Source organism: Caenimonas terrae, assembly GCF_042655405.1.
GTDB classification, from domain to species: domain Bacteria; phylum Pseudomonadota; class Gammaproteobacteria; order Burkholderiales; family Burkholderiaceae_C; genus Ramlibacter; species Ramlibacter terrae_A.
This window is the reverse complement of sequence record NZ_JBHSMF010000006.1, coordinates 1,077,139-1,100,526: the sequence shown is the minus strand read 5'-3', so window position 1 is coordinate 1,100,526 and position 23,388 is coordinate 1,077,139. Positions and strand designations below refer to the sequence as shown.

22 protein-coding genes are annotated in these 23,388 nt (G+C 69.1%); 14 read left to right on the top strand and 8 right to left on the bottom strand.

Going from position 1 to position 23,388, the window contains the following annotated elements; genetic code table 11:
* Positions 1-63 precede the first annotated feature (63 nt).
* Genes hyfB through ACFPOE_RS12135 form a run of 7 tightly spaced genes read left to right on the top strand, consistent with a single transcriptional unit; the run spans position 64 to position 8,031 of the window.
* On the top strand, positions 64-2,088 hold the full coding sequence (gene hyfB, locus ACFPOE_RS12165; protein WP_376850347.1) for a hydrogenase 4 subunit B: 2,025 nt from the start codon (positions 64-66) through the stop codon (positions 2,086-2,088).
* Positions 2,085-3,041 carry a respiratory chain complex I subunit 1 family protein gene (locus ACFPOE_RS12160; protein WP_376850346.1) on the top strand — a complete coding sequence of 319 codons (957 nt, stop codon included), beginning with the start codon at positions 2,085-2,087 and terminating at the stop codon, positions 3,039-3,041. The genes hyfB and ACFPOE_RS12160 overlap by 4 nt, the downstream gene beginning before the upstream one ends.
* Positions 3,034-3,693 (top strand): formate hydrogenlyase, encoded by a 660-nt coding sequence (locus tag ACFPOE_RS12155; protein WP_376850345.1) that lies wholly within the window; start codon positions 3,034-3,036, stop codon positions 3,691-3,693. The genes ACFPOE_RS12160 and ACFPOE_RS12155 overlap by 8 nt, the downstream gene beginning before the upstream one ends.
* Positions 3,694-3,696: 3 nt before the next feature.
* A complete protein-coding gene (locus ACFPOE_RS12150) occupies positions 3,697-5,151 on the top strand; it encodes a hydrogenase 4 subunit F (RefSeq protein WP_376850648.1) in 1,455 nt (484 codons plus the stop codon).
* A complete protein-coding gene (locus tag ACFPOE_RS12145; protein WP_376850344.1) occupies positions 5,151-6,707 on the top strand; it encodes a hydrogenase large subunit in 1,557 nt (518 codons plus the stop codon). The genes ACFPOE_RS12150 and ACFPOE_RS12145 overlap by 1 nt, the downstream gene beginning before the upstream one ends.
* A 26-nt stretch (positions 6,708-6,733) precedes the next feature.
* Entirely contained in the window at positions 6,734-7,270 is a 537-nt protein-coding gene (locus ACFPOE_RS12140) for an NADH-quinone oxidoreductase subunit B family protein (protein WP_376850343.1), read from the top strand.
* A gap of 17 nt (positions 7,271-7,287) precedes the next feature.
* Positions 7,288-8,031 carry a YoaK family protein gene (locus ACFPOE_RS12135; protein WP_376850342.1) on the top strand — a complete coding sequence of 248 codons (744 nt, stop codon included), beginning with the start codon at positions 7,288-7,290 and terminating at the stop codon, positions 8,029-8,031.
* 4 nt (positions 8,032-8,035) lie between these two features.
* On the opposite strand, the gene ACFPOE_RS12130 is transcribed toward ACFPOE_RS12135, so the two are convergent.
* Both ACFPOE_RS12130 and metG read right to left on the bottom strand, forming a co-directional pair.
* A complete protein-coding gene (locus ACFPOE_RS12130) occupies positions 8,036-8,230 on the bottom strand; it encodes a hypothetical protein (RefSeq protein ID WP_376850341.1) in 195 nt (64 codons plus the stop codon).
* A gap of 9 nt (positions 8,231-8,239) precedes the next feature.
* Positions 8,240-10,336, bottom strand: coding sequence for a methionine--tRNA ligase (metG, locus tag ACFPOE_RS12125; RefSeq protein WP_376850340.1), 2,097 nt, complete (start codon positions 10,334-10,336; stop codon positions 8,240-8,242).
* Between the two features lie 76 nt (positions 10,337-10,412).
* Between metG and apbC the strand changes: the two genes are divergently transcribed.
* The 3 genes from apbC (at position 10,413) to ACFPOE_RS12110 (ending at position 14,504) form a co-directional block, all read left to right on the top strand.
* The gene (apbC, locus tag ACFPOE_RS12120; protein ID WP_376850339.1) at positions 10,413-11,501 is read left to right on the top strand and encodes an iron-sulfur cluster carrier protein ApbC; all 1,089 of its coding nucleotides are present in this window, start codon (positions 10,413-10,415) and stop codon (positions 11,499-11,501) included.
* A 218-nt stretch (positions 11,502-11,719) separates the two neighbouring features.
* Positions 11,720-12,664 (top strand): LysR family transcriptional regulator, encoded by a 945-nt coding sequence (locus ACFPOE_RS12115; protein ID WP_376850338.1) that lies wholly within the window; start codon positions 11,720-11,722, stop codon positions 12,662-12,664.
* Between the two features lie 169 nt (positions 12,665-12,833).
* Positions 12,834-14,504, top strand: coding sequence for an OFA family MFS transporter (locus ACFPOE_RS12110; RefSeq protein WP_376850337.1), 1,671 nt, complete (start codon positions 12,834-12,836; stop codon positions 14,502-14,504).
* A 3-nt stretch (positions 14,505-14,507) separates the two neighbouring features.
* Here the strand turns inward: ACFPOE_RS12110 and sorB are convergent, their stop codons facing one another.
* The 6 genes from sorB to ACFPOE_RS12080 form a co-directional block, all read right to left on the bottom strand.
* On the bottom strand, positions 14,508-14,849 hold the full coding sequence (gene sorB / locus ACFPOE_RS12105) for a SorB family sulfite dehydrogenase c-type cytochrome subunit (RefSeq protein WP_376850336.1): 342 nt from the start codon (positions 14,847-14,849) through the stop codon (positions 14,508-14,510).
* A gap of 10 nt (positions 14,850-14,859) precedes the next feature.
* Complete coding sequence (sorA, locus tag ACFPOE_RS12100; protein WP_376850335.1) at positions 14,860-16,080, bottom strand: SorA family sulfite dehydrogenase catalytic subunit; 1,221 nt, start codon at positions 16,078-16,080, stop codon at positions 14,860-14,862.
* 84 nt (positions 16,081-16,164) lie between these two features.
* On the bottom strand, positions 16,165-16,959 hold the full coding sequence (locus ACFPOE_RS12095; RefSeq protein WP_376850334.1) for an anti-sigma factor family protein: 795 nt from the start codon (positions 16,957-16,959) through the stop codon (positions 16,165-16,167).
* Positions 16,960-16,969: 10 nt separating this feature from the next.
* Positions 16,970-17,476 (bottom strand): RNA polymerase sigma factor, encoded by a 507-nt coding sequence (locus ACFPOE_RS12090; RefSeq protein WP_376850333.1) that lies wholly within the window; start codon positions 17,474-17,476, stop codon positions 16,970-16,972.
* A 38-nt stretch (positions 17,477-17,514) separates the two neighbouring features.
* The gene (locus ACFPOE_RS12085) at positions 17,515-17,883 is read right to left on the bottom strand and encodes a COG4315 family predicted lipoprotein (RefSeq protein WP_376850332.1); all 369 of its coding nucleotides are present in this window, start codon (positions 17,881-17,883) and stop codon (positions 17,515-17,517) included.
* Between the two features lie 85 nt (positions 17,884-17,968).
* The gene (locus tag ACFPOE_RS12080) at positions 17,969-19,522 is read right to left on the bottom strand and encodes a prolyl oligopeptidase family serine peptidase (RefSeq protein ID WP_376850331.1); all 1,554 of its coding nucleotides are present in this window, start codon (positions 19,520-19,522) and stop codon (positions 17,969-17,971) included.
* A gap of 66 nt (positions 19,523-19,588) precedes the next feature.
* Between ACFPOE_RS12080 and ACFPOE_RS12075 the strand changes: the two genes are divergently transcribed.
* The 4 genes from ACFPOE_RS12075 to ACFPOE_RS12060 are packed head-to-tail and all read left to right on the top strand — an operon-like array spanning position 19,589 to position 23,365.
* A complete protein-coding gene (locus ACFPOE_RS12075) occupies positions 19,589-20,137 on the top strand; it encodes a DUF3305 domain-containing protein (RefSeq protein WP_376850330.1) in 549 nt (182 codons plus the stop codon).
* Complete coding sequence (locus ACFPOE_RS12070; protein WP_376850329.1) at positions 20,130-20,747, top strand: DUF3306 domain-containing protein; 618 nt, start codon at positions 20,130-20,132, stop codon at positions 20,745-20,747. Before ACFPOE_RS12075 ends, ACFPOE_RS12070 begins: the two co-directional genes overlap by 8 nt.
* Positions 20,674-22,746, top strand: coding sequence for a 4Fe-4S binding protein (locus ACFPOE_RS12065; RefSeq protein ID WP_376850328.1), 2,073 nt, complete (start codon positions 20,674-20,676; stop codon positions 22,744-22,746). The genes ACFPOE_RS12070 and ACFPOE_RS12065 overlap by 74 nt, the downstream gene beginning before the upstream one ends.
* Positions 22,736-23,365, top strand: coding sequence for a TorD/DmsD family molecular chaperone (locus tag ACFPOE_RS12060; RefSeq protein ID WP_376850327.1), 630 nt, complete (start codon positions 22,736-22,738; stop codon positions 23,363-23,365). The genes ACFPOE_RS12065 and ACFPOE_RS12060 overlap by 11 nt, the downstream gene beginning before the upstream one ends.
* The last annotated feature ends 23 nt before the right edge of the window (positions 23,366-23,388 follow it).

Below are 23,388 nucleotides of genomic sequence, written 5' to 3'. Positions count from 1 at the left end.
TCCGGTCGCGACGACCGGGCGGAAGCACAGGGCTGCCTGCGGCCTCATCGGCAGCCAGGCCTCATGACCCCGATTCCCGGTCCGGCGCACTGGCTCCATCTCGACTGGGTGTTGATCGCGATCTCCGCCTGGCTGGCGGTTGCCCTGCTGGGGCTGTTCACGCTGCGCCGGCTGACCCTGGTGGCACGGGTGCTGTTCCCGGCAGGCGGCGTGATTGCGCTGGTGCTGTTCGCCCTGGCCTTGGGCGCGGCGTTCGGCACGCCCGAGGTGGCGACGCTGCCGCTGGGCCTGCCCGGCCTGCCCTTCCACCTGCGCCTGGACAGCCTGTCGGCCTTCTTCCTGATGGTGATCGCGGGCGCGTCGGCGGGCGTGTCGGCTTTCGCGGCCGGCTATTTCCGCAAGGGTGAGGGCACGCCGGCCGGCCTGCTGTGTTTCGAATACCACGTGTTCCTGGCCAGCATGGCGCTGGTGGTGTTGGCCGACGACGCCTACGCCTTCATGGTGATGTGGGAGACGATGGCCTTGTCCTCGTTCTTCCTGGTCATCGCCAACCACCGGATCCCCGAGATCCGGCGCGCCGGCTATCTCTACCTGCTGGTTGCCCACATCGGCGCGATCGGCATCCTGCTGTGCTTCGGCGTGCTGCAGGCCAATACCGGCGACTACAGCTTCGCCAACATGCGGGCCCAGCAGCACACGCCGTTCTGGGCCTCCGTGGCCTTCCTGCTGGCGCTGTTCGGCTTCGGCGCCAAGGCCGGCCTGGTGCCGCTGCACGTGTGGCTGCCCGAGGCGCACCCGGCGGCGCCGTCGCCGGTGTCGGCGCTCATGAGCGGCGTGATGTTGAAAACGGCGGTATACGGCGTGCTGCGCGTGACGTTCGACCTGCTGCAGGTGCAGGTCTGGTGGTGGGGTGTGATCCTGCTTGGCCTGGGCCTGGCCAGCGCGCTGTTCGGCGTGGTGTTTGCCGCCGCCCAGGTCGACATGAAGCGGCTGCTCGCTTATTCGTCGATCGAGAACATCGGCCTGCTGTTCGCGGCCATCGGGCTGGCGGTGCTGTTCTCGGCCTATGGCATGAAGCCGATGGCGGCGCTGGCATTGACCGCGGCGTTGTACCACGCGGCCAGCCATGCGTTCTTCAAGAGCCTGCTGTTCGTCGGCACCGGCGCCGTGCTGCACGCCACCGGCGAGCGCAGCCTGGGCCGGCTGGGCGGGCTGATCCGCTACATGCCCTGGGTCGGCTGGCTGACGCTGATCGGCGCGCTGGCCTGCGCCGGCCTGCCGCCACTGGGCGGCTTCGTGTCGGAATGGCTGCTGCTGCAAAGCTTCCTGTTCACGCCCGGCCTGCCCAGTTCGTCCCTGAACATGCTGATCCCGGTGGTGGCGGCGCTGATCGCACTGGTGTCGGCGCTGTCTGGTTACGTCATGGTCAAGTTCTTCGGCGTGGTGTTCCTCGGCCGGCCGCGCGAGGAGGCGCTGGCCAACGCGCACGATGCCGGCGCCTGGGAGCGGCTGGGCATGCTGTGGCTGGTGGCCGGCTGCGTGCTGCTGGGGCTGCTGCCGATCCAGTTCATCGCCCTGATCGACCCGGTGACGCGGCAGCTGGCGGGCGCCGGCCTCGGGACCACGGTGGCCGCCGGCGGCTGGCTGCTGATTCCGGTGACCGTGGAGCGGGCCAGCTACGGGCCGGTCATCTTCCTGCTCGGGGTCGCGACCGGCTCGGTGCTGGCCTGGCTGCTGGTGCGCGGGCTCTATCACGGCCGCTCGCGCCGGTCGCCGGCGTGGGATTGCGGCTTCCCATGGCAGACCGCCCGCATGCAGGACACGGCCGAGGGCTTCGGCCAGCCGATCCGCCAGATCTTCGAGCCCTTCTTCCGGATGGAGCGGGAACTGCCGTCGCCCTTCGACGCGCAGCCGCGCTACCGGGTGGCGATCGGCGATCACTTCTGGCACTGGATCTACCTGCCGGTGGCGGCCGCCGTCGAACGCGTCTCCAGGTGGATCGGCCTGCTGCAGCAGGGCCGGATCTCGGTCTACCTGATCTACAGCTTCCTCACCCTGATCGCGGTGCTGCTGGTGGTGATGCGATGAGCCTGCTTGGTGTCCTCTCGCAACTGCTGGCGATTGCCGCGGCGCTGCTGCTGGCACCGCTGATGACGGGCTGGGTCAACATGTGCCGGGCCTGGCTGCAGAACAAGTCGGCGCCGCCGCTGCTGCAGCCGTATTCGATGCTGCACAAGCTGTTCCACAAGGACTCGGTGCTGGCCGACAACGCCTCGTCGCTGTTCCGGGCCGCGCCCTACATCGTGTTCGGCTGCATGGTGCTGGCCAGCGCCATCGTGCCGACCCTGTCGACCGACCTGCCGCTGTCGCCGGCGGCCGACGCCATCGCGCTGGTCGGCCTGTTCGCGCTGGCCCGGGTGTTCATCAGCCTGGCGGCGATGGACGTCGGCACTGCCTTCGGATCGCTGGGCGCGCGGCGCGAGATGTTCATCGGCTTCCTGGCCGAACCGGCGCTGCTGATGGTGTTCTTCTGCGCCTCGCTGATCTCCAAGTCGACCTCGCTCACCACCATCGTGGAAACGCTGGGCCATCGCGAACTGGCGATCTATCCCAGCCTGGCCTTCGCCGGCGTCGCCTTCACCATGATCTCGCTGGCTGAAAACGCCCGCATCCCGGTGGACAACCCGGCCACCCACCTGGAACTGACGATGATCCACGAGGCGCTGATCCTCGAGTACTCGGGCCGGCACCTGGCCTTGATGGAATGGGCGGCCAGCCTGAAGCTGTTCGCCTATTCCTGCATCGGGCTGGCGCTGTTCGTTCCCTGGGGCGTGGCCGAGGCCGGCTCACCGCTGGCGCTGCTGCTGGCGCTGCCGGCGCTGGTGCTCAAGCTGGCGGTCGGCTGCGCGATCCTGGCGTTCCTGGAAACCACCAGCGCCAAGATGCGGATCTTCCGCGTGCCGGAGTTCCTGGCCACCGCCTTCATGCTGGCCGTGATCGGCCTGCTGGTGAGCATCCTGCTTGGGGTGGGCGGTGTTTAGGTTCATCCCGCAACTGATCAACCTGCTGGCGGCCGGCATCCTGATGCTGTCGTTCGCGATGATCTCGCAGCGCCGGATCGCCTCGCTGATCAACCTGTTCGCGCTGCAGGGCGCGGCGCTGGTCGCCGCCTCGGTCCTGCTGGGCTACGCCGCCCACAACCAGGACCTCTATGTCTCGGCGGCGCTGACGCTGGCGCTCAAGGTGATCCTCATTCCCTTGCTGCTGTACCGCGTCATCCGCAAGCTGAAGGTGCGCTGGGACGTCGAGCCGCTGATCAACGTGCCGACGCTGATGATCGCCGGCATCGCGCTGGTGATCTTCTCCTTCAGCCTGGCGCTGCCGGTCTCGCGGCTGTCGTCCTCCATCGCCGGCGGCTCGCTGGGCATCGCCCTGGCCTGCGTGCTGCTGTCGTTCATGATGATGATCACCCGATCGCGCGCCGTGCCGCAGGTGATCGGCTTCCTGTCGATGGAGAACGGCCTGATCTTCGCCGCCACCGCCGCCACCAACGGCATGCCGATGATCGTGGAGTTCGGCATCGCGCTGGACGTGCTGGTGGGCATCCTGATCCTGGGCGTGTTCATGTTCCAGATCCGCGAGCAGTTCGACAGCCTGGACATCCACAACCTCGAGACGCTGAAAGAAGACTGAGTGATCAACGCGCTCTACTTCGTCCTGGGCATCCCGGTGCTGGGCAGCGCGGTGCTGGCCCTGACCGGCCACCAGGACCGGGCCCGCGACACCAACGTCGGCTTCAGCCTGGGCACCTTCCTGGCCGCCTGCGTGCTGACCGTGCAGGTGGTCTCCGGCGGGCCGCTGTTCGCCGCGAATCGCCAGTTCTTCATCGATCCGCTCAATGTCTTCCTGGTCACGCTGACGGCCTTCGTCGGCCTGACCACCGCCATCTTCTCGCGCCCGTACATGCGGGTGGAGCGCGACCACGGCAAGATGACGCCGCCGCGGCTGCGCCTGTACCACAGCATGTACCAGCTGTTCAGCTTCACCATGCTGGTGGCGCTGACCACCAACAACATGGGCATCCTGTGGGTGGCGATGGAGGCGGCGACGCTCACCACCGTGCTGCTGGTGAGCGTGTACCGCACGGCCGCCAGCCTGGAGGCGGCATGGAAGTACTTCATCCTGTGCGGTGTCGGCATCGCGCTGGCGCTGCTGGGCACCGTGCTGCTGCACATGGCGTCGGAGCGGGTGCTGGGGCGCGAGGGCGGCGGCCTGCTGTGGACCAACCTGGCCGCGGTGAAGGCGCAGCTGGACCCGAACATCATCACGCTGGCCTTCGCCTTCCTGTTCATCGGCTACGGCACCAAGGTCGGCCTGGTGCCGCTGCACAACTGGCTGCCCGATGCCCATGCGGAGGGCCCCACGCCGGTGTCGGCCGTGCTGTCGGGCCTGCTGCTGAACGTGGCGTTGTACGCGGTGCTGCGCTGCAAGGTGCTGACCGACGGTGCCCTGCACAGCGCGCTGGCCAGCCAGCTGATGATCGCCTTCGGCCTGCTGTCGGTGCTGGTGGCGGCGTTCTTCCTGTCGCGCCAGCGCGATGTGAAGCGCATGTTCGCCTATTCGTCGATCGAGCACATGGGGCTGATCACGTTCGCCTTCGGCCTCGGCGGCCCGGTCGCCAACTACGCCGGGCTGCTGCACATGACGGTGCATTCGCTGGTCAAGTCCGCCATCTTCTTTGCCGTCGGCCACGCCTGCCAGAAGGCGGGCACGCAGGTGATGGCCGACATCCGCGGCCTGATCAAGGTCAGTCCCACGGTGGCCTGGGGCCTGATGCTGGGGTCGCTGGCGATCCTGGGCATGCCGCCGTTCGGCGTCTTCGCCAGCGAGTTCCTGATCCTGACCACCGCCATGCGCGAGCAGCCCTGGACCACGCCGCTGCTGCTGCTGGCGCTGGCCGTGGCATTCGCGTCGGTGTTCGCCCGGGTCCTGCCGATGGTGTTCGGGGAAACCAACGTCAAGCCGCTGGCCCATTCGCCGGCGCTGCTGCCGGTGTTCGCGCATCTGGGCCTGGGCCTGATGCTGGGCCTGTACATCCCGCCCTACCTGGACACCTGGTACCGGCAGGCGGCACGGATGCTGGGGGGCTGATGGACATTCCGGAGATCTTCGCCGACGTCACCCGCCTGCCGGGCGTGCTGCCGATCTGGCACGGCGTGGTCGATGCCGCCGGCTGGCAGGCCAGCGCCGCCGCCGTGGCGCAGGCGGGCGGGCGGCTGGTTGCGGTCTGGGGCTCGGGCGGGGGTGAACCGTTGCGGCCCACCGTGTGCTGCGCCTATGCAGTGGCGCGCGGCCTGGTGTGGCTGGAACTGCCGCTGGTGCCGGACGATCCGCAGTATCCCGATTTGGCGCCGGCGTTTCCCGCGGCGTCGCGGATGCAGCGGGCGGCGCAGGACCTGTGCGGTGTGCGCGCCGCCTTCGCCACCGACACCCGTCCATGGTTGAACCATGGCGGCTGGCCGGCCGGCGCCGTGCCGCTGCGCTATCCCGGTCGGGCCAGCACCCCGGTGGATGGAGCGCCGGTGAACGACTACGCCTTCGTGCGGGTCGAGGGCGACGGCGTGCACGAGATCCCGGTCGGCCCGGTCCATGCCGGCATCATCGAGCCCGGCCATTTCCGCTTCTCCGTCGTCGGCGAAAAAGTGCTGCGGCTGGAGCAGCGACTGGGCTACACGCACAAGGGGACCGAGCAGCGCTTCACGCAACTGCCGCCGCTGCAGGGACACCGGCTGGCCGGCCGGGTGTCCGGCGATTCGACGGTGGCCTATGCGTGGGCCTGGTGCATGGCGCTGGAATCCGCGGCCCACTGCGAGGTGCCGCCCCGGGCGCAATGGCTGCGCGCGCTGATGCTGGAGCGCGAGCGGGTCGCCAACCACCTCGGCGATCTCGGCGCGGTGGGCAACGACGCCGGACTGGGGATCGCGCTGGCGCAGTTCTCCCGTTTGAAGGAAGACTGGCTGCGCCTGTCGAACGACCTGTTCGGCCACCGCTTCATGATGGACTGCGTGCTGCCCGGCGGCGTCGCCGGCGACCTCGGCGCCGCGGCGCTCGACCGGCTGCTCACCCAGTGCACGGCGATCGAGCGCGAAGTCAACGACCTGCGCAGCATGTTCGACGAGCACGCCGGACTGCAGGACCGCTTCGCCGGCGCCGGCCGGGTCGGCGCCGACCTCGCCGCCAGGCTCGGATTGACGGGCCTGGCGGCCCGCGCCAGCGGCCTGCAACGCGACCTGCGCTGCGACCAGCCCTGGCCGCCGTACGACGCCCTGGCCGTGCAGGTGGCGAGCCAGTCCCGCGGCGATGTCGCCGCGCGGGTGGCCGTGCGCTTCGACGAGGTGTTCGAGTCGCTGCGGCTGCTGCGCGCCATCGCCCTGGGATTGCCCGCCGGCCCGTTCGCGACCGAGGTGCTGCTGCAGCCGGGGCCGGCGATCGGCGCCGGCTGGGTCGAGGGCTGGCGCGGCGAGGTGCTGGTCGCGCTGGAGCTGGAATGGCAGGACGGCGCGGCGCGGGTGCGGCGCTGCCATTGCCACGACCCCTCGTGGCAGAACTGGCCGGTGCTGGAACACGCGGTGATCGGCAACATCGTCCCGGACTTCCCGCTGATCAACAAGTCCTTCAACCTCAGCTACTCGGGGCACGACCTGTGACCCCATCCCAACCCTGAACCGCCGCCATGTGGAACATCTTCAAGCAGATCGCCCGCACCGGCATGTCCACCGAGGCGCCGCCGCAGTCCAGCGACGCCTTGCGCGTCGAGTCGGAGCGCATCCAGCGCGAGCTGCTGGAGATCCTGGGCCAGGCCCTGACCATCCGCCAGGTCGACGCGGGCTCGTGCAACGGCTGCGAGCTGGAGATCCACGCGCTGGGCAACCCGTACTACAACATCGAGGGGCTGGGCATCAAGTTCGTGGCCAGCCCGCGCCATGCCGACATGCTGCTGGTGACCGGGCCGGTCTCGCGCAACATGGAGCAGGCGCTGCGCCGCACCTACGAGGCCACGCCCGAGCCCAAGCTGGTGGTGGCCGTGGGCGATTGCGGGCGCGACGGCGGCATCTTCGGCGAGAGCTACGCCAGCTGCGGCGGCGTCGCCAACGTCATCCCGGTGGACCTCACGGTGCCGGGCTGCCCGCCGCCGCCGATCGAGATCCTGCGCGGCATCCTGACGGCGGTGCGGCGCTGCCGTCCCGGCCCGACCTCGTCATCGACCTAAGGCGCAACACACCCCCCATGCCGATCCAGTTCCTGCACGGCCTCACCTCCAGGCATCGCACCCGCCGTGCCAACCGGCAACTCGGCGCGGTGCTGGCCTTCGTGGCCGGCGCCGTCAACGCCGGCGGCTTCCTGGCGGTGCACCGCTACACCTCGCACATGACGGGGATCATTTCGGCGGTGGCCGACGACGTGGCCACTGGCGCCATCGGCCTGGCGATCGCCGGACTGGTGTTGCTGGCTGCCTTCACCAGCGGCGCCGCGACCACCGCAGTGCTGATCAACTGGGCCCGTCGGCGCCAGCTGCGCAGCAAGTACGCGCTGGCGCTGCTGCTGGAGGCGGGGCTGCTGCTGGTGTTCGGCCTGGTGGGCGCCAACCTGGCCGCGTTCGCCTACCTGCTGGTGCCGGCGACGGTGTTGCTGCTGTGTTTCATCATGGGCCTGCAGAACGCCATCGTCACCAAGATCTCGCAGGCCGAGATCCGGACCACCCACATGACCGGCGTGGTGACCGACCTGGGGATCGAGCTGGGCCGGCTGATCTACTGGAACCGCACCCGGCACCGCAACGACATCCATTTCGTCCGGGCCAACCGCGACAAGCTGTTCATCCACGGCACCATCCTGGGCCTGTTCTTCCTGGGCGGGATCGTCGGCGCGCTGGCGTTCAAGGCGATGGGGTTCAGCGCCACCATCCCGATCGCGCTGCTGCTGGTGGCCGTCGCCAGCCCGCCGTTGTTGCTGGACATCCGTCCGGGTTGAGGCGTCAGTCCTTGCCCGGGATCACCGCGTCGGCCACCGCGCCGACGGCCTTGCCGGTGATCCGGACCGTGCCGATCGCCGCGTCTGCCGCCAGGCCCACGCCCTTGACCGCGATGGTGGCCGCGGTGTCGGCCACGGCCACCACGGCGCAGCCCGATTGAAGGGCCGCACAGGCAAGGATCGCAGGCAGCCAGCGCATGCCGCCAGCTTAGCGCACGCGCATGCCCGGCAGCGCGCCGGGCCAGGGGTTGAGCAGGTAAATCCCGCCGGCCTTGTCGTCGGCGTCGCTGGCGGCCAACACCATCCCTTCGCTGACGCCGAACTTCATCTTGCGCGGCGCCAGGTTGGCCACCATCACCGTGAGCTTGCCGACCAGGTCGGCCGGCTGGTAGGCCGAGGCGATGCCGGAAAACACGTTGCGCATCCTGCCTTCGCCCACGTCCAGCGTCAGGCGCAGCAGCTTGGTCGAGCCCTCCACCGCTTCGCAGTTGACGATCTTCGCGATCCGCAGGTCGATCTTCATGAAATCGTCGATGCCGATCGCCGGGGCGATCGCCTCGCCGCCCGGCTTGCCGCCTTCAGCCGCCTCGGAGGCAGGCTGGAGCGCGGCCACCTGCGCATCGGCCGGCGGCTCGAACAGCGCATCCAACTGCTTGGCTTCCACGCGCTGCATCAGGTGCTGGTAGGGATTGATTTCATGCCCTTCGGCCAGCTTGACGTAGCAGTTGTCCCATTGATGGACATCGGCGGCGAGCCATTTCGCGACGCTGCTGGCCAGGCTGGGGAGCACCGGAGCCAGCATGACCGTGAGGTTCTTGAACAGGCCGATGGCCGTGGTGCAGACCATGTGCAGTTCGGCGTCGCGGCTGCTGTCCTTGGCGATCAGCCAGGGGGCCTTCTGGTCGACATAGAGGTTGGCCTGGTCCGCCAGGGCCATGATGGCGCGGATCGCCTTGCCGAATTCGCGCGCCTCGTACAGCGCCTTGATCTCGTGTGCGGCCGTGAACGCGGACTCCAGCATGGCCTCGGCCTGCGGATCCTCCTTGCCCAGCTTGCCGGCGAAGCGCTTGGTGATGAAACCCGCGGTCCGGCTGGCGATGTTCACGTATTTGCCGATCAGGTCGGCGTTGACGCGGGCCATGAAATCGTCCGCATTGAAGTCGATGTCCTCGTTGTGCGAGTTGAGCTTGGCTGCCAGGTAGTAGCGCAGCCACTCCGGGTTCATGCCCAGCGACAGGTACTTCAGCGGATCCAGGCCGGTGCCGCGGCTCTTGCTCATCTTCTCGCCGTTGTTCACCGTCAGGAAGCCGTGCACGAAGATGCTGTCGGGCGTCTTGCGGCCGCTGAACTTGAGCATCGCCGGCCAGAACAGCGTGTGGAAGGTGACGATGTCCTTGCCGATGAAGTGCACCTGCTGCAGCGCCGGGTCGGCCATGTAGGCGTCGTAGTCCTGCCCGCGCTTGTCCAGCAAGTTCTTCAGCGAGGCCAGGTAGCCGATCGGCGCGTCCAGCCAGACGTAGAAGTACTTGCCCGGCGCGTCCGGGATCTCGATGCCGAAATAGGGCGCGTCGCGCGAGATGTCCCAGTCGCCCAGGCCCTCGCTCTTGCTGCCGTCGGCGTTCTCGCGCACCGAGAACCATTCCTTGACCTTGTTGGCCACTTCCGGCTGCAGCCGGCCGTCCTGGGTCCAGCGCTCCAGGAATTCCACGCAGCGCGGGTCCGACAGCGTGAAGAAGAAGTGCTCCGAGCTTTTCAGCACCGGCGTGGCGCCCGACAGCGCCGAATAGGGGTTGATCAGGTCGGTCGGCGCGTACACCGCTCCGCAGACCTCGCAGTTGTCGCCGTACTGGTCCTTGCTGTGGCAGTTGGGGCACTCGCCCTTGATGAAGCGGTCCGGCAGGAACATGCCCTTCTCGGGGTCGAAGAACTGGTCGATGGTGCGGGTCTGGATCAGGCCGCTGGCCTTCAGGTCCAGGTAGATCTGCCGCGCCAGCGCGTGGTTCTCCGGCGCGTCGGTGGAATGCCAGTTGTCGAACGCGATGTGGAAGCCGTCCAGGTATTCCTTGCGGCCGGCCGCGATGTCGGCCACGAACTGCTGCGGCGTCTTGCCGGCCTTCTCGGCCGCGATCATGATCGGGGCACCGTGGGCGTCGTCGGCGCCGACGAAGTTGACCTCGCTGCCCTGCATCCGCTGGTGCCGCACCCAGATGTCAGCCTGGATGTATTCCATGATGTGGCCGATGTGGAACTTGCCGTTGGCGTAGGGCAGGGCGGTGGTGACGAAGAGCTTGCGCGGTGCGGGCATTGGGGGCATTTCCAGAGGGGAACCGGGCATTTTAGGCGACGTCGTTACACTGCACCCCGCAACAGGAACAAGACCCATGGCGACCCAGGAACAGCTTCTGACGGCCCTCGCGGCCGTCACCGATCCCAACACCGGCAAGGATTTCGTCAGCACCAAGGTTCTGAGGAACCTGCAGGTCAACGGTGCCGACGTCTCCTTCGACGTCGAACTCGGCTACCCGGCCAAGAGCCAGATCCCGGCCCTGCGCAGCGCGCTGGTCGCGGCGGCGCGGGGCGTGCCGGGCGTGGCCAACGTCTCGGCCAACATCACGATGAAGATCGTGGCGCACTCGGCGCAGCGCGGCGTCGCCCTGCTGCCCAGCGTGAAGAACATCATCGCCGTCGCCTCCGGCAAGGGCGGGGTCGGCAAGAGCACCACCGCGGTCAACCTCGCGCTGGCGCTGGCGGCCGAGGGCGCTTCGGTCGGCCTGCTGGACGCCGACATCTACGGCCCCAGCCAGCCGATGATGATGGGCATCGACGGCCGGCCCGAGTCGTCCGACGGCAAGACCATGGAGCCGCTGGAGAACTACGGCGTGCAGGTGATGTCGATCGGCTTCCTGGTCAACCAGGACGAGGCGATGATCTGGCGCGGCCCGATGGCCACCCAGGCGCTGGAGCAGCTGCTGCGCCAGACCAACTGGAAGGACCTGGATTACCTGATCGTCGACCTGCCGCCCGGCACCGGCGACATCCAGCTGACGCTGTCGCAGCGGGTGCCGATGACCGGCGCGGTGATCGTCACCACGCCGCAGGACATCGCGCTGCTGGACGCCAAGAAGGGCATCAAGATGTTCGAGAAGGTCGGCGTGCCGATCCTGGGCATCGTGGAGAACATGGCGGTCCACATCTGCAGCAACTGCGGCCACGTGGAGCACATCTTCGGCGAGGGCGGCGGCAAGAAGATGGCGGCCGACTACGCGATGGACTACCTCGGCGCGCTGCCGCTGGACATCAAGATCCGGCTGCAGGCCGACAGCGGCAAGCCCACCGTGGTGGCCGATCCGGACGGCGAGGTGGCCGGCATCTACAAGGCCGTGGCGCGCCAGGTGGCGATCAAGATCGCGGCCAAGGCCAAGGATTTCTCCTCGAAGTTTCCGTCGATCAAGATCAGCAAGGACACCTGAGCCCCCGGCAATCGCCGTAGAGCGCAGCGGGCGAGTCGGGGGTTGCTGCGGATGCGGCCCGGCGGGAAAGCGTGGCACAGTCTGGCGTCCGGACCGAACATGCAGCAACGCGACCGACGACCATGCCAACCCTGATCTGCGACTGCCACAAGACCTTGCCGCTGCAGCCCGAGGTCTTGCACCAGCGCTTGCCGGCCGCCACCGGCTAGGCGCGCGCGATGAACCTGCAGGCTTCCATGCGCTATCTGGTGGCGCTCAGCGAGCATCGCCATTTCGGCCGCGCCGCCGCGGCCTGCCATATCACCCAGCCGGCACTGTCGAACGCCATGCGCGCGCTGGAGAACGAGTTCAAGGTCGTGATCGTCAAGCGGGGCCGCAACTATGTCGGCCTCACGCCCGAGGGCGACCGGGTGCTGGCGACGGCCCAGCGCATGCTGCACGAACACAACCTGCTGCGCCAGGAGCTGGAAAGCGAGCTGCACCGGCCGCGCGGCCCGCTGCGCATGGGCGCCGTGCCGACCGCCATCCCGGTGCTGGCGCGCTTCGCCGCCATCCTGCAGGCCAAGCACCCCGGGATCGTCCCGACCGTGCTGTCCCTCAGCTCGCAGGAGATGGAAACCGGGCTGGAGACGCTGTCGCTGGACCTGGCGCTGGGCTACACCGAGCGCATGTCGCTGCGCGACGTCCAGCTCAATGCCTGGCCGCAGTTCACCGAGCACTACTTCCTGTTGCGCCGGGCCGACAAGCCGCACGCCGACTGCCTGCAGATCGGCAGCCCGATCCGCTGGGCGGACGCGGCGCGCGAGCCGATGGCGATGCTGGGCCCGCAGATGCACAACCGGACGATCATCGACAGCGCCTTCGTCACCGCCGGCGTGCCGATCGTGCCGGCCTTCGAGACCAATTCCATTCTCACCCTGGCGTTGAGCGTGGTCGCCGGCAGCGTGTCCAGCGTGATGCCGGGCGCGTTGGTGGGCGCCGTGCGCGGCTACCGCGAACTGGAGGCGCTGCCGCTGGTGGACCCCGTCATCCGCACGCCCATCGGCTTCATGGCGCACGCCGGCGTGCGCCCGTCGCGGGCACTCGAAGCGGCGCTGGCCCTGGCGCAGGACGAAGGCTGGCTGCGCCTGACCGCCGCCCATTCCGGCCTGCTGATGGCGTAGCGGTCGGCGCGCAGAGAGCCGCTCCGGACTCCTCCCCCTCGGGGAGACCCCAGTTTCATTCAATCGCTGAATGAGGCGATGTTCAAATCGAATTTGACCGCCCAAGTTGGTGGCCCAGACACTCCTCCCGCCAGTAGAGCGATTACAGCTATTACAAGGAGACAACAGAGTGTCCAGTGTTCTTCCCCTGCCCCTCGGCGACGCCTCGCCCGGTTTCCTCGACAAGGAACGCATCATTGCCGGCGCCGGCTTCAACCGCTGGCTGGTGCCGCCGGCGGCGCTGGCAATCCACCTTTGCATCGGCATGGCCTACGGCTTCTCGGTGTTCTGGCTGCCGTTGTCCAAGACGCTGGCCACGGCCGGCGCCGGTGCGCAGTCGTGCAAGGGCATCGGCTTCTTCGCCGAGATGTTTGCCACCAACTGCGACTGGACCGTCGCCACCCTCGGGTGGATGTACACGCTGTTCTTCGTGTTCCTGGGCTGCGCCGCTGCCCTGTGGGGCGGCTGGCTGGAGCGCGCCGGCCCGCGCAAGGCCGGCGTGGTGGCGGCCCTGTGCTGGTGCGGCGGCATGCTGATCTCCGCCCTGGGCATCCACCTGCACCAGTTCTGGCTGATGATTCTCGGCTCCGGCGTGATCGGCGGCATCGGACTCGGCCTGGGCTACATCTCGCCGGTGTCGACGCTGATCAAGTGGTTTCCGGACCGCCGCGGCATGGCCACGGGCATGGCCATCATGGGCTTCGGCGGCGGCGCGATGATCGGCTCGCCCCTGGCCGTGGACCTGATGAAGCACTTCGCCACGCCCACCACCACCGGGGTGCTGGAGACCTTCGTCGTGCTGGCGCTGGTCTATTTCGTCTTCATGCTGGGCGGGGCCTTCGGCTACCGCGTGCCGGCGACGGACTGGAGGCCGGCCGGCTGGACCCCGCCGGTGACGCAACGCAACAACGCCATGATCACGCAGCGCCACGTGCACGTGAACAAGGTCTGGGGCATCCCGCAGTTCTGGCTGATCTGGCTGGCACTGACCATGAACGTCAGCGCCGGCATCGGCGTGATCGGCATGGCGTCGCCCATGCTGCAGGAAGTGTTCGGCGGCAACCTGATCGGCGTCGCCAAGAAATTCGGCGAGCTGGACAAGTCGCAGCTGCTGGCGATCGCCGCTGTCGCCGGCGGTTTCACCGCACTGGTGTCGCTGTTCAACATCGCCGGCCGCTTCTTCTGGGCCAGCATGTCCGACAAGTTCGGCCGCAAGATGACCTACAGCATCTTCTTCATGCTGGGCATGCTGCTCTACGCCAGCCTGCCGGGCTCGGCGGCGGCCGGCAGCAAGCTGGCCTTCGTGCTGGCGGTCTGCATCATCGTGTCGATGTACGGCGGCAGCTTCTCCACCGTGCCGGCCTACCTGGCCGACATCTTCGGCACGCAGTTCGTCGGCGCCATCCACGGCCGTCTGCTGACTGCCTGGTCGACCGCCGGCATCGTGGGCCCGGTGGTGGTGAACTACATGCGCGAGTACCAGCTGGGGCTGGGCCTGCCGCGTGCGCAGGTCTACAACCAGACCATGTTCATCCTGGTCGGCCTGCTGCTCGTCGGCCTCATCTGCAACCTGCTGGTGCGGCCGCTGAACGACAAGTGGTTCATGACGGATGCCGAGCTGGCCGAGGAGAAGCGCCTGGCGCACGAAAAGGCGCTGGTCCAGGAATCGGGGACGGCGGGCATGGCCCGCGACGAGCGCACGCCCACCATCAAAGTGGTGCTGGCCTGGCTGGTGGTGGGCATCCCGCTCGCCTGGGGCGTCTACCGCACGCTGTTAGGCGCGGCCAAGTTCTTCCACTGAAGCCTATTTCGGCTGCTCGTTGCCGTAGGTCTTCGCCAGGTAGTCGACGATGGCCGGCATGTCCGCGTCGTCGATCGGCGCCTTGAACACGGCCTTCATCCGCTTGACCATCGCGTCCCAGTAGGGCCGCGGTGCGTTGGGCGGCTGGTACAGCATGTACTCGGCCGAATGGCAGGCAACGCAGTTGGCCTGCGCCTTGGCGTAGCCGGGCAGGGCGCTGGCCTTGAGCTGCACCGGGTCCGGCGGCAGCTGGATGGTCTTGGCGGCGGCATTCGCGCTGCCGCCTGCGGCCAGCGCCAGTGCGGCGATGGCGGCTGCGAGGAGGACCTTGCTGTGGGTTGTCATGGCGGGCTCCTCAGGCAGCGTTGATCTTGACCGACTCGACCACGTTGCGCATGTAGCCGGCCGGCTGCCACAGCGCCTCCATCGGCTGGCTGGCGCCGGAGCGGTTCCAGGCCCGCACCCGCAGGTCGTGGGTGCCCCGGGTGGGCGTGAAGCCGAAGGTGAATTCGCGGAACGAATAGCGGCCCATGTCGGCCCCCAGCTTGGCTTCGCGCCAGCTCTGGCCGCCGTCGGCCGACCAGGCCACCTCGCGGATGCCCTGGCCGCCGTCGAAGGCGATGCCGCGCACCGCCAGCGGGCTGCCGGCCTGCACGCGGCCGCCGTCGGCCACCGAGGTGATGAACGAGCGCACCGTGAAGCGGCCGATCGGCCGGGTCGCCGCCGGCGCCGTACCCGGCTCGATGCAGGCGCAGTCGTTGTCCGGCACGCGGTAGGCCGGCTTCATCCAGAACTCCTCGAACGTGTGGTCGATCACCTCGATCTCCGACAGGTGCTTGACCCAGTAGGTGCCGTAGTAGCCCGGGACGATCAGCTTGACCGGGTAGCCGTTGAGCATCGGCAGGTCGGCGCCGTTCATCAGCCACGCCAGCATCACCTCGCCGTCCAGCGCGTGGTTGACGTCGATCGACTTGACGAAGTCGCCGCCGCCGAACACGCCGGTGTCCAGGCCGTTGAAGGTCACCTGGCGCGCGCTGTCCTTGAGCTGCGCCCGCGCCAGCACGTCCTTGAGCGCGACGCCGGTCCAGCGCGCGTTGCCCATCGCGCCGTTGCCCAGCTGGCCGCCGGTCACGCGCGGGTTGAACAGCGCGCGGCTGTTGCCGGAGCACTGGTTCACGGCCAGGTATTCCTGCGGCTTGAACTCGGTGCGCAGCTGCGCCAGCGTGAGCTCGAACGGCTTGCCGACGGCGTTGCCGCCGATCTTGATGACGTGCTTGTCGGCATCGACGGAGGTCGGGATGCCGGCGTTGTGATAGCGCACGAAGAAGGCGTCGTTGGGCGTGACGATGCCCTGGTTGAACACCTCGAACGGCGTCTCCAGCTGCGGCGGCCGGGTGGTCAGCACGATCAGCGGCCGCTTCTCCGGAAACGCGACCAGGTTGCGGTGGCCGTTGGCGAAGGGCATCTCCACGGTGGCCTGGCCGAAGCTCGGTCCGGCCGCACCGGCGGCGAGGGCGCCGGCGGACGCGGCGAGCAGGCGCCGGCGGCCGGCGTCGAATGGGTGGGTGTTGCGCATGGGTTTCTCTCCTGGACAGCGGTCGGTCTGCTGCCGGTGCAAGTGTCCTGCCGGCGGCAGAAAAAGCCAGTCCGGTATTTACCCTCAGCGCGCGGCCGCCAGCTGCCGGTAGACCTCCGCCGAGACCCGCGCCAGCTCGGACTGGCCGGCACCGGCCGAGATCGCATAGCCGAAGGGCGGGTCGACCCAGTAGAAGACGTTGACCTGGCCTTCGCGCGCGAAGCGGAACGCCACGTCCTGCCGGCCCTTGCCGGCGGCCTCGGCGCCCGGCAGTTCGCGCGAGACGTAGAGCGTCAGCCGCGCGCCCGCCGGGTCGTGGTACATGAACTGCGCCACCGGCCCCTGGCCGCCGGGCAGCAACCGGCCGCCCTCCAGCGTGTAGCCCAGCGCCTGCAGGTGCGGCGGCTTCATCGGCGCACCCATCCGCTTGGACAGCCAGGTGACCAGCTGGTCTTCCTGGTCGGCGCTGACCTCCACCGCGCGCCGCGGCTCGGGGCTGTAGACGGCATGGGCCATGGCGGCGCGCTCGGGCAGCAGCGCCACGGCGGCCCTGGTGCCGATGCTGCCGCGCAGGCCCCAGCCGATCGCGCCGCCGACGAGGGCGATCGCCAGGCCGGCCGCGGCCCGCTGCAGCGACCAGGGCCGGGGCGGCCGGGCTGCCCGCTGCAGCCGCGCCGGCAGCGCCTCGCCCAGCACCGGGTCGAACAGCGCGCGCAGTTCGTGTTTGTGCCGGCGGTAGCTCTGGACGCGGGCCGCTTCCTCCGGCCGGCCGGCCAGGTAGCTTTCCACCTCCTGCCGGCGTTCGGCCGTCAGCTGGCCGTCGACCAGCGCGTGCAGCTCCGATTCGGTCACCGGGGAATGGGGCGGCGCGGCGTTCATGGGCGAAAACTCATTTGACGACCTTCAGGCGGACCGGCCCGGGCCGCCCCTCCAGCAGGCTGCGCAGCCGCTCGCGGCCGCGCGCCAGCCGCGACATCACGGTGCCCAGCGGGATGCCGAGCGCCTGCGCCACCTCGGCATAGCTCATGTCCTCCAGCGCCACCAGCAGCAGGATCTCGCGCTGCTCCAGCGGCAACTGCTCCAGCGCCGCCTGCAGGTCCAGCAGCAGCAGCCGGTCGGCCGGCCCGCCGGCGGCCGCCGTGTCGGGCAGCTCGCCGTCGTGCGCCACCAGCTGCAGCCGGGGCCGCCGCGCGCCGTCCACGTGCAGGTTGTGCATGGTGCTGAACAGCCAGGCCCGCATGTCGGCGACCCCGCGCCACAGCGAGGACCGGGCCCAGGCGCGCTCCAGCGTGTCCTGCACCAGGTCGTCGGCGTCGTCGCGGTTGGCCGCCAGCGCGCGGGCGTAGCGGCGCAGCCGCGGCACCCAGGGCAGCAGCTGGTCTTGGTCGGCTTGCATGGGCTCGATGGCGCGCTCTCGCCGCCGGCGGCGGGAAATCAGTCTTTCACAATGTGCCAGACGTCCTTGAAGTTGTCGCCGGTGCGGTCGCCCGCCTTCTGGTCGCCCTTGTACAGGTACAGCGGCTTGCCCTTGTAAGCCAGCTGCTTGCCGCCGTCGGTGCGCGTCACCACGCTGTAGGGCGGCGACGGCTGCTCGCCCGCCGCCACCATCACCGGCGGCCACAGCGCCGCGCACGGCCCGCTGCACATGCTGGCGCCGGGCGACTTGTCGTTGTCGAAGGTGTAGACCGTCATGCCGTTGCCGGCGACCATCGCGCCGTTGACCAGCTTGACCGATGCATCGGCGGCCGCCAGGCCGCAGGCGCCGGCCAGCAGCAGGCCGGCCAGGAGTTTGGTGGTTGTCATGTTGCCCCTCAGTGTCAGTGGTTGGACCGAAGCCGTGAGCCGCACGGGCTCACAGGGGCAGACGCAAGGGCCCGGCGCTTTATTCCTAGAACCTGGCGAAAAATTTGCCGACCGCCGAGGCGCAGAACGGGAACACCGCGGCGTGGTAGTTGCGCGCCAGCGTCCAGTCCGGATCGTCGCCCGATGCCCGGGCCTGCAGCCGGGTCGCTTCCTTGAGCAGCGTGAAGTTGACCTTCTCGGTGAAGAAGGGGTCGGCGGTGGACGGCGAGCTGTCGTCCACGTCCAGCACCAGCACCCGCGGCGGCACCAGGGCGTTCCAGGACTGCGCCATTGCGCGCGTGTTGTTGTCGTACGAGACCGTCGCGTCCTGCGAGCCGCCGCACAGCAGCACCGGCGCCTTCGGGATGAAGCCGCGCAGGTCGTTGGCCTTGGCGTCGACGCGCAGGCCGAAGGCCGGGTCGGCCGGGTGCGCGATCAGGTCCTGCAGGTAGGCCAGCCGGAAGCTGTTGGTGAACAAGTTGCCGGGGCCGAAGCCGCGGGCGAAGATCGCGTCCATGCCGGTGTTGGTCGGCGGCGTCCAGGCGTTGAGCGTGGCCTGCAGGCTGGCCGGCGAGCCGGCCGGCGCCTGCGGCGGGGTGGCGCTGAACAGCGCCGACTCTGGCAGCTTGCCGGTGCGCGACAGGGTGGTGGTGTCCGTTCCCGGCAGCAGGCTCTCGATGCCGGTGACGTAGTTGCTCTCGTACAGGTCGGCCGGCGTCGCGTAGACGTTGCCGTAGGCGCGCTGGTAGCTGGTGGCCAGCAACGAGGCGAACAGCGTGGAAGCGACATGGACCCGGCCGGCGAAGTTGTCGTCCAGTTCCTTGAGCACGGCGTAGGGGCCGGACATCGGTGCCGAGGCCGTGACCCTGACGCCGGCCGCCTCCAGCGCGCGCTCGGTGGCCAGCGCGACATAGCCACCCTGCGAATAGCCGGTGAGGAACAGCTGCGTGCTGGGGACCACCTGCGGCGTGATGCCGGCCATGGCGGTGCGGGCCGCCGCCATCGCGTCCAGCATTTCCGAGGACTGCTGCTGCGCGTTGAGGAAGGGGTGGTAGCCCAGCGTGGAGCTGTCGTAGCCGGCGTCGTTGGGTGCCACCACGATGTAGCCGCGGGCCGCGAAGATCGCCGCGACGCTCAGGGCCTCGGTGTAGGCCGGATTGGTGTTGTCGGTGAGCCGCGCCAGGTTGAAGCTCTTTTCCGGATGGGTCGCGTGGGCGTACAGCAGGATCGGCCGGGCGCCGGTGCAGCGCGAATCGCTGCCGCCTGGCGTCATCAGCGCGGCCGAGGCCGTGGTGGCTTCGCCGGCGCCGCCGGTGGTCGCGTACTGGAGGTAGCGCACCTGGACGTCGCAGATCGGCTCGCCGGCCAGCAGCAGCAGCGTCTGGTCGCGCGCCGGCCCGTTGCGCATCTGCGCGCTGAGGTCGCCGGCGCTCAGGCTCGCGGTGATGGCCGGCGGATCCTGCAGCAGGGTGCCGGTGGGGCGCGGGGCCGGCGGGCCGGCCGGCGTGCCGCCGCTGCCGGCGTCGCCCGAACCGCCGCCGCAACTGGCCAGCATGAGCGCGGCCGCGCCGGCCGCGAGCAGGGAATGGAGGGACTTCATCGGCGCCACTTTACGCAAGCGGTGTCAAGAAATGTGAAGCGCGCCGGTGCTGTTACGATTTTCCCCATGGAACCCCGCCCCAGCATCGAAGTCGCCGTGGTCATGCGCCGTGAGCGCATCGACAACCGCTGGCAGCCGTGGCGCTGGATCCTGGACGACGTGGTGGCGCAGGAGCCGGGTTTCGGCAGCGAGCCGCGGCTGCTGCACAAGACCGAAAGCGAGGAGCTGTGGCTGCATCCGGGCTTCCTGGTGGAACTGTTCCGCGACGACGCCGAGGGCTATTACCTCAACGCGACGACCGACACGCCGGGCTGGTTCGTGCTGTGGCGCATGGAGGAAGAGCCGACCATCGCGCCCGAGCCATTGGCGCGCCCGACCATGGTCACGCTGAGCTACCACGACGCCGGCCGCTGGCTCGACGCCCAGGAAACGGTGGAGCAGGTGCCGGCGCCGCCAGGGGTGGTGCAATGGCTGCGCGTCTTCGTCGAGCAGCACCACGTGCTGGAGCCCAAGAAGCGCCAGCGCCCGCAGAGCTTCCAGCGGCTGGAAGACCGCTTCGGCAATCCGGCCAGCGTCAGCACGGTGAAGAAATTCGGGGGCGGCGGCAATGGCTGACGGGTTCCTGGGCCGCTGGTCCAGGCGCAAGCTCGATGCCAGGGACGGCAAGCCCTTGCCGATGGAGCCGCAACCGCCGCCGGAGGCTGCGCTTGCAGCCGCCGCCACCGAGCCGGCCGCCGTCGCGCCGCCGGCCGCCGCGCCGGCCGAAGCGCCGGCCGAAGCGCCCCCGCTCACGCTCGACGACGCGCAGGCCCTGACCGCCGAATCGGACTTCCGGCCGTTCGCCGCCCGCGGCGTCGCGCCCGAGGTGCGCAACGCCGCGATGAAGAAGCTGTTCAGCGATCCGCACTTCAACGTGATGGACCGGCTGGACACCTACATCGACGACTACTCGCAGCCCGACCCGATCCCCAAGTCCATGCTGCGCCAGCTGGCCAGCGCGAAATTCCTGGGGCTGTTCGACGAAGAGGAAAAGCAGGAGGCCGAGGAGGCCGCCCGGCGACAGGCGGCCGCCGGGAGGGAAGCTGCTGATGACCCCGGCGCCGAATCCGTGGCACAGTCGGCCGAGCCCACAGTAGTACCCCCATCGCCCGATGACGACCCTGATCTGCGACTGCAACAAGACCATGCCCCTCCAGGAAAAGACCCTGGGGGCGGCGCTGCATGAGGAGCTGACGCTCCACTCGACGTTGTGCCGGCGCGAAGCCGGCGCCTTCCAGGCCGCGATCAGGACCGGCGCCGACGTGGTGGTCGCCTGCACCCAGGAAAAGCGCCTGTTCGGCGAACTGGCGCAACAGACCGAGGGTGCGGTCTCCACCATCCGCTTCGTCAACATCCGCGAGACCGGCGGCTGGAGCCGCGATGCCGCGCAGGCCATGCCCAAGCTGGCGGCGCTGCTGGCGGCGGCCCGGCTGCCGGAGGCCGAACCGGTGCCCACCGTCACCTACCGCAGCAGCGGCCGGCTGCTGGTGATCGGCGAGCTGGCGCAGGCCGAACGTGCCGCGGCGATGGTGTCGGACGTGCTGGACGTGACGCTGTTCGCGCAGGGCGGCGCCGGCGCCCAGGAGCGGCGCTGGCCGGTGCTGGCCGGCAGCATCGACAGCCTCAGCGGCTGGCTGGGCGCGTTCGAGCTGAAGTTCTCGCAGGGCAATCCGATCGACCTGGACCTGTGCACCCGCTGCAATGCCTGCGTCACGGCCTGCCCGGAAGGCGCGATCGGGCTGGACTACCAGGTGAAGCTGGACCGCTGCACCGACCACCGGGCCTGCGTGCAGGCCTGCCAGGTGGCCGGCGCGATCGATTTCGAACGCGTTGCCCAGAGCCACGCCGAGCAGTTCGACCTGGTGCTGGACCTGCGCGGTGCGCCGGCCTTCACCCGCCATGCCTTGCCGCAGGGTTATTTCCACTGGGACGGCCAGGACCTGCAGACGCTGCTGCGGCTGCGCGAGCTGGTCGGGGAGTTCGAGAAGCCGAAGTTCTTCGTCTACAAGCAGAAGCTGTGCGCCCACAGCCGCAACGAGGTGGTGGGCTGCAACGCCTGCATCGAGATCTGCTCGGCCGAGGCGATCAGCAGCGAGAAGTCGCGCCAGCAGATCAAGGTCAATCCGAACCTGTGCGTGGGCTGCGGCGCCTGCACCACCGTGTGCCCGACCGGCGCCATCACGTACGCGTACCCGCGTGCGTCCGAGCAGGGCCTGAAGTGGCGCACGCTGCTGTCCACCTATGCGCAAGCCGGCGGCAAGGACGCCGTGCTGCTGCTGCACAGCCAGGTCAAGGGACAGGCGCTGGTGGAGGGCCTAGGGCGCTCGGCGCAGCTGAAGAAAGCCGCGGGTGTGCCGGCCAACGTGATTCCGGTGGCGCTGTGGCACACGGCCAGCACCGGCGTCGACCTGTGGCTGTCGGCCTTCGCCTTCGGCGCCAGCCAGGTGGCCGTGCTGGCCACCGACGAGGAGGCGCTGCAATACATCGACGGCCTGAAGGCGCAGATGGCGGTCGCCCAGGCGATCGTCAACGGGCTGGGCTACACCGGCACCCACTTCCAGCTGCTGTGGGCCAACACGCCGGGCGAACTCGATGCCGCATTGCAGGCGCTGGCGCGGACGCGCCAGCTGGTCGCCAGGGTGCCGGCGCGCTTTGCGGTCGCCCAGGAAAAGCGCAGCACGCTGGAGATGGCGCTGGACCACCTGCTGGAGCAGGCGCCGCAGCGGCCGGAGGCGATCGCGCTGCCGGCGGCCGGCTCGCCCTTCGGCAATGTGATTGTCGACAAGGACAAGTGCACGCTGTGCCTGTCCTGCGTCAGCGCCTGCCCGGCCAGCGCGCTGCAGGACAACCCGGAGCTGCCGCAACTGCGCTTCATCGAGAAGAACTGCGTGCAGTGCGGCCTGTGCGCCAGCACCTGCCCGGAAGACGCGATCACGCTGCAGCCGCGCCTGCTGCTCACGCCGGAACGCAAGGAGGCGCGGGTCCTGAACGAGACGCAGCCCTATGGCTGCATCCGCTGCGGCAAACCCTTCGGCACGCTCAAGGCGATCGAGGCCATGCTGGGCAAGCTGGCCGGCCATTCGATGTTCCAGGGCGCGGCCCTGGAGCGGCTGAAGATGTGCGGCGACTGCCGGGTGATCGACATCTACTCGGCCGACAACGAGGCGAAGATCGGTGACATCTAACTCCATCACGTCCATCCCGCAGTCGTCGGCGCTCGACGAGGAAACGGCGCGCGCCGAGGTCTACGGCCTGCTGGCGCAGCTCTTCTACGGGGTGCCGGCGCCCGGATTGCTGGAGGCACTGCGGGTGGCCGCCACCGAAGCGCCGGCGGCCGGCGGCTTTCTGGAGGAGCCGTGGCGCGAGGTGGTGGCCAGTGCCCGCGCGCTGGACGACGGCGCCATCGCCCGCGAGTACGACGCGCTGTTCGGCGGCGTCGGCAAGCCGGACGTGTACCTGTTCGGCTCGCACTACCTCAGCGGCTTCCTCAACGAGCGGCCGCTGGTCAAGCTGCGCTCTGACCTGGCCGCGCTGGGGCTGGCGCGCGACGAGGCGATGACCGACACGGAAGACCACATCGCCTACCTGAGCGAAGTGATGCGCTACCTGATTGCCGGCGACGACGTGGCGGTGGCGAATCTGACACGGCAGCGCGAGTTCTTCGCCGCCCATCTGCAGCCCTGGGCGCCGGCCCTGTGCGATGCCATCGGCGGCCATCCGAAGGCCGCCTTCTACGCAGCGCTGGCGCGCTTCACCCATGCCTTCCTGGAGGTCGAGGCGCAGGCCTTCGACATGCTCGATTAGCGCAGCGCAATGTTGCAGTGCAG